8 protein-coding genes are annotated in these 6,343 nt (G+C 70.8%); 3 read left to right on the top strand and 5 right to left on the bottom strand.

Features of this window, described 5'->3' with window-relative positions:
- Both VF665_RS18500 and VF665_RS18495 read left to right on the top strand, forming a co-directional pair.
- Window positions 1-835: LodA/GoxA family CTQ-dependent oxidase (locus VF665_RS18500; protein WP_331054935.1), on the top strand; the 835-nt coding region annotated here is incomplete at its 5' end.
- Window positions 832-1,989, top strand: coding sequence for an FAD-dependent monooxygenase (locus VF665_RS18495; protein WP_331054934.1), 1,158 nt, complete (start codon window positions 832-834; stop codon window positions 1,987-1,989). The genes VF665_RS18500 and VF665_RS18495, both read left to right, overlap by 4 nt.
- A 35-nt stretch (window positions 1,990-2,024) precedes the next feature.
- Here VF665_RS18495 and VF665_RS18490 read toward each other — a convergent pair whose 3' ends face one another.
- Window positions 2,025-2,564, bottom strand: coding sequence for a hypothetical protein (locus tag VF665_RS18490; protein WP_331054933.1), 540 nt, complete (start codon window positions 2,562-2,564; stop codon window positions 2,025-2,027).
- A 200-nt stretch (window positions 2,565-2,764) separates the two neighbouring features.
- A complete protein-coding gene (locus VF665_RS18485; RefSeq protein WP_331054932.1) occupies window positions 2,765-3,367 on the bottom strand; it encodes a YdeI/OmpD-associated family protein in 603 nt (200 codons plus the stop codon).
- Window positions 3,368-3,643: 276 nt separating this feature from the next.
- Between VF665_RS18485 and VF665_RS18480 the strand changes: the two genes are divergently transcribed.
- Window positions 3,644-4,234, top strand: a complete 591-nt coding sequence (locus VF665_RS18480) for a hypothetical protein (protein ID WP_331054931.1) — start codon at window positions 3,644-3,646, stop codon at window positions 4,232-4,234.
- A 78-nt stretch (window positions 4,235-4,312) separates the two neighbouring features.
- Here the strand turns inward: VF665_RS18480 and VF665_RS18475 are convergent, their stop codons facing one another.
- The 3 genes from VF665_RS18475 to VF665_RS18465 form a co-directional block, all read right to left on the bottom strand.
- The gene (locus VF665_RS18475) at window positions 4,313-5,080 is read right to left on the bottom strand and encodes a hypothetical protein (RefSeq protein WP_331054930.1); all 768 of its coding nucleotides are present in this window, start codon (window positions 5,078-5,080) and stop codon (window positions 4,313-4,315) included.
- 100 nt (window positions 5,081-5,180) lie between these two features.
- Window positions 5,181-5,981 carry a hypothetical protein gene (locus tag VF665_RS18470; RefSeq protein WP_331054929.1) on the bottom strand — a complete coding sequence of 267 codons (801 nt, stop codon included), beginning with the start codon at window positions 5,979-5,981 and terminating at the stop codon, window positions 5,181-5,183.
- Window positions 5,982-6,038: 57 nt separating this feature from the next.
- Window positions 6,039-6,296: a hypothetical protein gene (locus VF665_RS18465; RefSeq protein ID WP_331054928.1), complete on the bottom strand. Its 258-nt coding sequence runs from the start codon at window positions 6,294-6,296 to the stop codon at window positions 6,039-6,041.
- Between the last annotated feature and the right edge of the window lie 47 nt (window positions 6,297-6,343).

The following is a 6,343-nucleotide window of genomic DNA, read 5'->3' as shown; positions in this document are numbered from 1 at the left end:
CGCATCCAGCATGCGCCCGCCGCCCGCCCCCAACGAGTACGAACTGATCCCTTTTCAGCTGGGGGACGGCATCGACTTTCCGGGCAGCCCCATGCAGTGGTTCGCCATCCCGCGGATGTACTACGAGATGATGCGCAAGTGGGCCGCCGGCGACTTCGTGGACGACTGGCAGGGCCCGCCCCCGGTCCCGGCGCGGGTGGAAGACATTCCGCTGCAGGAGCAGCCGGACGCGCTCACCCGGGCCGCGCTGCAGCCCGTGTTCGGCGGGGCGTTTCACCCCGGCGTGGAGCTTACCTGGCCCATGCGGCACGCGCGGCTGTACTCCGGCCCGTTCCGCCTGCGCCCGCCGTCATCAGACCAGGAGCCTGACAGCGACTACGGCCACCTGCTGACGCCGGAGATCGCCCTGGCGCCCGACGGCCCGCTGGCGGAGAACCATCCCGGGTACCTGACCCGGTGGATGGGGCTGCCCTGGCAGTCGGACGCGGCCAGCTGCCAAAACGTGTACCTGCCGCAGGACTTTCCCGTCCCGGTGTGGTGGCCGGCCAACCTGCCCATCGACGTGCTGCCCAGGGCGTACTACGAACGGGTGATGGACAAGGACATGCCCGGCCACCAGCGGCGCCGCTTCTTTGATTCCCGGCTGGGATGGAGCCGCGGCGTGGGCGCGGTGGGGTACCACGCGGCCGGGGGGTACAGCCAGGCGATGATCCACATGGTGAACGACTGGTCGCGGCTGGGCATTCTGGTGCCGCGCGCTGCCCCGGCCGACGGCGGGCTGGACGTGCCCCCGGAGATGTACGTGGAGATGGAGCGGATGGAGCTGGAGGGGTGACGCACATCCCGGCACGGGACGGCGGCGTGGTGGACGTCGCCGTTCTGGGCGGGGGGACGGCGGGCGCGGTGGCGGCGCTGCTGCTGGCGCGGGCGGGATGCAGCGCCGCCGTGCTGGAGCGCCGCGCCGCCCCGCCGGACTTCACCATCGGCGAGGGGCTGCCGCCCACCGTGCACCCATTGCTGGACCGGCTGCGCCTGCTGAACGAGGTGCGGGCCGGGCCGCACCTGCCCGCGTACGCCAACCGCTCCGCCTGGGGCGGCGAGGCGCTGCGCGACCACGACTTCATCCGCACGCCGTACGGCCACGGCTTCCACCTGGACCGCGCGGCGTTCGACGAGGCGCTGCTGGCGCGTGCGGCGCGGGCCGGCGCCGCGGTGCACCGCGGCGTGCGCGTGACGGGGCGGCCGCGGCGCGAGGGCGGCGCGTGGCGCTTCAGCCTCGCGGACGGGGGCTCCGTGCGCGAGATGGCCGCGCGCTTCGTCATCGACGCTACCGGCAGGGCGGCGGCGTTCGCGCGGGCCGCGGGCGCGCGGCGGGAGCGATACGACCGACTGGTCGCGTTCTGGTGCGTGCTCCCCGCGGCGGACGCCGGCGATCAAGCGACGCTGACGGAATCGTTCGCGCAGGGCTGGTGGTACACGGCCGGCCTCCCGGGCGGCCGCCGCGTGGTGGCGCTGATGACGGACGCGGATACATCCGCGGCGCGCGCGGCCCGGACGGCCGCGGGCTTCGGCGCGTTGCTGGCGGCCACGCGTCACGTGCACGCCGCGTGCGGGGGCGCGGCGCCCGCGGAGGCGCCCGCCGCGTCCGGCGCGGGGACGGCACGCATTGCTTTGCCATACGGCGACGCGTGGCTGGCGGCCGGCGACGCCGCGCTCAGTTTTGACCCGCTCTCGTCGCAAGGCATCCTGACGGCCATCTACTCCGCGGAAAAGGCCGCGGCGGCCGCGTACCACGTGCTGCGTGGCAGCCACGACGCGCTCCCCCGGTACGCCGCGCTGCTCGATTCCATCTTCGCCGGCTACCTGCATGACTATCCCGCCGCGTACGCCGCCGAGCGGCGCTGGCCGGACGAACCGTTCTGGCGCCGCCGCGCCTCCCCGCCCCACCCTCTCGTCCGCCGAGCCGCCGCCGCGCGCGCGGGGGCCTGACGCTCCCGTCATGAACGGCGGACCGGGTGCGCGGCTCAGGACAGCAGCGCGACAAATAGAAAGAGGGCCAGCACACACACCAGCAGGGCGACCAGGCACCCGGCACCATTGCCCTTCAGCGACATGGATCGGCCGATGGTCAGGTTCTGCACGATGCTCAGCCTGCCGTCCAGCGACGTAAACGCGGCGAGGTCCCGGGACCGGAGTTCAAAGTCCTCGTAGGACGGACGCACGAATTCCAGCAGCCGCTCGTCGCCGTTCAGGCCTTCCACCCGCACCGAAAAGGAACGCTCGTTCCGCTGCTTCTGCCCCTTGGACCGCTTGGCGCGGATACGAACGATGGCCGTGGTGAACACGGTTGCGCACGCCGGGCAGGTGATCTGCGCGACGCCATGCGAGGGGATCGTCTGCAGCGCCTGCTTTTCGCACCGCGGACAGACGATCTGAACGCCTTCACGGGCACTGGGTGCCGCGCGGTTGCTGACCAGATCGCCAGCAGTCACGGGATCGCCGCATGCCTCGCAGAACCGGGCACCCGTTCGGATGGGAGTGTCGCAGCAGTTGCAGATCAGCATTGCGCCGGCGGGCTGAGGGATCGGGGATCGCGTTCGGCGATCCGGGCTTCTTCAGCCTGAGTCGGGCACGCGGGCCCGAGTTCGCAGGTCCGGGCCGATGTGCGGCATCAGCCCGTCGCACGCCAGATGGATGAACGAGAGCCCCGGCGCTGGATGGCGGCGGGGCTCTCGTTGCGGGTAGCTCCTCGCGCCGTCCATCGTCACTTGCGCGGGTGGTTGGCCTTGATGTTCTGCGCGGCGAGGCGGACGGTTTCGGCGATGCGCTTCTGGCGGGTGGCGTCGGTCCTGGCGCTCTTGATCCACCAGAGGATCACCTTGCGCGATGAATCAGAGAACGCGCGGAAGTGGGCATCCGCCGCGGGATCGGCGCGCAGCGCGGCCTCCAGATCATCGGGGATGACGATGGCCTCGACGTCATCGTAGATCGTCCAGCTTCCATCCGCCTTGGCTTCGTCGATCTTCCGCAGCCCGGCGTCCGTCATCCGCCCGTCGGCGATCAGTTGCTCCACGCGCCGCTTGTTCAGGCCGGACCACTGGCTTCCCCGCTTGCGTGGCGTAAACATCTGCATTGCGCGCTGCTCATCCAGCGTGTACCTCACGCTGTCCACCCAGCCGAAGCACAGCGCCTCCTCCACCGACACCGCGTACGGAAGCGCCGGCCGGTCCCGGTCCCGCTTGTACGTGACCAGCCACACGCCCGGCGACGAATCGTGGTTCTCGGCCAGCCACGCGCGCCACTCCTCCACCGTCTCCGCCTGAACGCGTGGAAAGTTCTCGCCGGGTTTCGTCTTCGCTGCGGGCATGCGGGTCAGGGGACGGCGGTGGATGCGGAACGATGCGCGGCATCGAGCCACGCGCCGGAAAAGTCCGGGCGGTGGCGTGGAGCGGGCGACGCGAGCAGAGTACGGGGCGTGCAGGGCGGGGTCAATGCAAGGCTGTCGTGATCAGGCCGCTCGGACGAGGAGTCCCGTCGCGGAATCAGCTTGCTTTCCTTCTTTTCACCATCCCGTCATTATGGGCGGATCGGTTGCATAGGCGGGTGGTTCAGGCGCGGGACCACGGGATTCGAGGAGGCGGAGATGCTGCGGATTCTTCCGGGCGAGGTGGCCTGGTACGTCACGGGGCGGTTCTACGCGGCGGCGGACGGATCGCTGCGGGACGCGGGGTACTTTCTGCACCTGCAGGGAGTGGATGGCCCGCTGTTCAGCGGAGCCAGGGGCGAGGCGACGGCCCACCTGACGTTTCTGGCCGAGCCGTTCACCGCCCGGCACGTGCAGAATGGCGACCTCACGCTGGGGCTGGATGCGGTGGGCGACTTCTCCGTGTACTTCCAGGCCGATCCGCGCGCGAATTTTTGCGATCCCGCCTCGTTCGGCGCGGGCGACGAGGTCGCCCGGTTCCGGCGCGTGGCCGTGGTCACCGGCGCGAGCGTGGGGAGCGGGAGCGCGAACCAGCCGCTGTTGTCGCTGAACGTGTTTTCCGCGCGCCTCGTCTCCAGCAAGCCGTTCACGCTTTGGGGGCGCCGCTACGACTTCCGCGCGCTGATGCCCAACGGGATCACGCAGTGGGGCACCGCGGCCAGCACCCCGCTGCCCAGCCTGCCCGGCTACACGAGCATCATCCCCTTCGTCGGCTCCGCGATCACAATCGGCGGCGCTCCGGGTGTGTGACACCGGACGGTGCTCGACCGGTTTGCGGAGATGATGACGAACCCCGGCGCGGACGACCGCGCCGGGGCTTGTTACGGATCATCGCTCGATCCCGGGGGGCCGAATGGCGAACATCGACACTTCCCACTCCGCATCTTCGCGGAACACGGAGTATCTGAACCGCATCCCGCTGGCGAACTGGACCCAGCCGGAGCGCCCGTCCGGCGGCACAATGCGGTCCAGGGGATGCGTGCCATCCGAGTCCGGATTCCGTTCCAGGCGGTACGGCCCCGCCAAGCTGTATCCCGGCGGCTCGATCAGGGCTGCGCCGATGCTGAGGCGAATGTCCGGCGGCGGCTCACGTCCAGCCTTCGCAGCCGCGATCGCCCGGTGCACCGCCCGGTCCGAAGCCGCGAACCACCATCGCTGGTAGCGCACCGCCAGCGTCACCGCGGCGGCCAGCAGAACCGTGCACGCCAGCGCCACCCACCGGCCGCGGACACGCCGCGCATCCACCAGATACGGCCATCGGCGGCGCACCGGCTCCGAGCCGGGCCGCAGCCGGACGCGCAGCAGCAGAACGATCGCGCGGAGCGCCAGCCACCATCCCACCGTCCACGGGATCGCGTTCCGGACGGCCCACGGACCGGCATCCAGCCAACTGGTGGGCTGGGCGATCGAGCTCAGAGGCGGCGAGGCGAACCGGGTGACGTACCACACTTGCCACGGCCAGGGATCAGGATCGGCGGATACCTCCGTGATCGCGCAGAAGCAGCCGTGCGTCATCCGGCCATACAGGATCACGACCCCGGCCTGCATCACGAGCGCGATCGAAGCCGCGATCCACAACAGCCGCCGGTTCGTCATGATGGCTTCGGGGGTGGGTGTCAGGCCGCAATGCATCCGCATGCTCCTGCCGCGTTTCGGGCGCCGCGGCAGGAGCATGCGGACGAACCCCGGCGGGGGCTCAACGTGTGACCGAAGCCAGACAGTCCCTCTCGCTCGCGCATGGCTCGCCGATCCAGACCTTCCAGCCCGTGTCCGTCTGCTGGACGCTGAAGTCGTAGGGTGCACGGCCGGCAAAGCGAACGTCACCCTGCCACAGAATCGGGGCGGCAAAGGCGTCCAGCGGACTCGTGCCCACCATCCGCGGCTCCACATCCAGTGTGTAGGCGCCCTCGAAGTTCGCGGGCGCCAGGGCACGCGCGGTTCCGTCCATCGAAAAGGAGACGCCCGCCGGATCGGCCGCTCCGCTACGGGCGGCCACGATGGATTCGTGCAGGGCACGATGCGCGTTGGCCAGCCACCAGCGCCGGTGCACCGCGCCCGCCGCCAGCGACAGCGCAACGAGCGCCAGCGTGCCCGCCAGCACCCATTGTGGCCGCGTCTGCGACGCATCCGCCAGGTGGATGCGGTCGGGTGCGGCCTTCCCGTCCCGCGCGGAGAAACGGAGACGGCTCATCAGGGCGAGCGCGCTCAGCACCAGGTACGCCCCCGCGAACCAGAAAACCGCGTTCAGCCCGGCGTACAGGGCCGTCCCGAGCCAGGGACTCGGCCGCGCGGAACGGTCATCCAGCCCGAGTGCACCCGCAAACTCGTCCGGCGCGCCTGTGACCGAGGCGAGCGGCTGTGCGGTGACAAACACGAACCGGATGACGTGCGGCAGCGCGATCGGCGGCTGCGTGCGCTGGTTCAGGCCGCCGCAGCAGCCGTCTATCAACGATCGGTAGCCCACCGCGAAGCCCGCCTGCACCGCGAGGGCGAACACGAGTGAGACCAGCGCGATCCCCCGTCTGCTCATCCGCATCCTGGTGAAAACGTGAGATCAGGCGCCGCGGCGCGGGCGGGGTTCGCAGGCCCGGCCGTCGCGGTCCCGGTCAAACCGGTGCGGATCGGGATCGCGCACGTCGTGGCGAACGCGGAACGGCTTGGGGCCACGCACGTCTGCGCAGTCCAGGTCCGGCGGCGGCGGCGCGATGCAGAAATCCGGATACGATGGATGACAGCGCTGCTCTCGCGCACCGCCCGCGCCCAGGAGCCCGAGCGCGAGCGCGCCCGCGGACAGCATCAACAGAGTTCGCATGTTTCTGGATCCGATGAAAGGCCCGCCGCGCGCGCGCACGGGAGCGC

It is taken from the genome of Longimicrobium sp., from assembly GCF_036387355.1.
Lineage (GTDB): Bacteria > Gemmatimonadota > Gemmatimonadetes > Longimicrobiales > Longimicrobiaceae > Longimicrobium.
This window is presented reverse-complemented; position numbering and strand designations above follow the sequence as displayed.

Bases quoted from the DNA above. Each gene is read 5' to 3' on its own strand.
- VF665_RS18490 (WP_331054933.1), bottom strand. From the start codon at position 2,564: ATGCTGATCTGCAACTGCTGCGACACTCCCATCCGAACGGGTGCCCGG.
- VF665_RS18485 (WP_331054932.1), bottom strand. From the start codon at position 3,367: ATGCCCGCAGCGAAGACGAAACCCGGCGAGAACTTTCCACGCGTTCAG.
- VF665_RS18480 (WP_331054931.1), top strand. From the start codon at position 3,644: ATGCTGCGGATTCTTCCGGGCGAGGTGGCCTGGTACGTCACGGGGCGG.
- VF665_RS18475 (WP_331054930.1), bottom strand. From the start codon at position 5,080: ATGACGAACCGGCGGCTGTTGTGGATCGCGGCTTCGATCGCGCTCGTG.
- VF665_RS18465 (WP_331054928.1), bottom strand. From the start codon at position 6,296: ATGCGAACTCTGTTGATGCTGTCCGCGGGCGCGCTCGCGCTCGGGCTC.